General features: G+C 33.7%; 2 protein-coding genes. Both read left to right on the top strand.

Translation table 11 applies throughout. The annotated features are described in order from the left end of the window. The coding region (locus GOU96_RS17630; protein ID WP_324702079.1) for a hypothetical protein at positions 1 to 537 on the top strand (537 nt) is incomplete at its 5' end. After that, positions 538 to 1,188: hypothetical protein (locus tag GOU96_RS17625; protein ID WP_324702078.1), on the top strand; the 651-nt coding region annotated here is incomplete at its 3' end.

Raw genomic sequence — 1,188 nt, 5'->3', positions numbered from 1 at the left:
TTGGTAGTCAAACATATGCTTAGCTGGATAGCAAAATTATTGCTTACATGCACTGCAATAGCACCAGTCGGGTTTAGCTATGCTTGGATTGCATGGTTTGCTAATGAAAAACTATTTGCAGTGATTTCAATAGCATCTTCGCTAGTTTTAGTTGGTGTCTGCCTATTGGTATTAAGATACGCGAAAAATAATTTAGAATCATTTTCTTTTAAGGTTTCATCAATTGAAGCTGCAGATAGAGAGAACATGTCGTTTCTTTTGTTATATATACTACCTCTATTTACAGCAAGTTTTAAAACATTAAATTGGGTAGTATGGGCACCAATTCTAGTAATATTCGCTTTAATAACTAGCACAGGATACAGTTACCATTTCAATCCATTACTAGGGATTATGAGATGGCACTTTTATAAAGTAGGAACACCTGAAGGTGTTACATACGTGCTTATTACTAAAAAAGAACTGCGCAGAACTAGTGATTCTCTAGTTGTTGTTCAACTGACTGAATACATTGTCCTTGATATAGAGGGAAATTAATTGTCAAATCAAAATTTTTTTGCACTTATAAAAGATGATAATGGTGCCGTTGAAGTAAACAGAATAAGAGTTCAAGGTGTTCTACAGGATGAGCTAAGCAAATTATTCAATAAGCAATACAAGGAGTTCATGACTGGAATTGATACTGAAATTCAATTCAATGGTGATTGGAAACCTGACTCTAACGAAGTCCTTGTATTAGAGAATGTTGCAGAAGCAAAAGTGATGGTTGATGCAATTAATGCTAATGCAAGCTCGTTTCATGCATTACAGTTATCTAAATTTAAAGAAAAACCGATTAAAGCAATCTTCACTGGTTTAGTGGAAAATGGTAAAACAACTGTGTACGTACAGAAGTTTTCCAGCAGACAAGCCCTATCTTTAAATGAAATACCAATTATCAAGATGCAAACAGGAAATACGTTTGTAAAAGCAACTGAAGATATTTTTACATTAGATACAAAACTAGTATCTGTTATTATAGATAATAATGTTAAATTTAAGAGCTTTCACAATGCTCGAATGGTGTTTGAGCTTAGTCAATTTTATCAAGAAGCAACTGATACCGATCTAAATGCAATGTGTAAGCATCCATCACTAGAAGTAGCTAACGTAGACGAATTTATAGCTAACGCTGACAGTCAAGTAAGA

This window comes from Vibrio sp. R-1 (assembly GCF_035615595.1).
Taxonomy (GTDB): Bacteria; Pseudomonadota; Gammaproteobacteria; order Enterobacterales; family Vibrionaceae; genus Vibrio; species Vibrio cholerae.
Note: the sequence above shows the minus strand (reverse complement) of the source record. Positions and strands in the feature narration are given on the sequence as shown.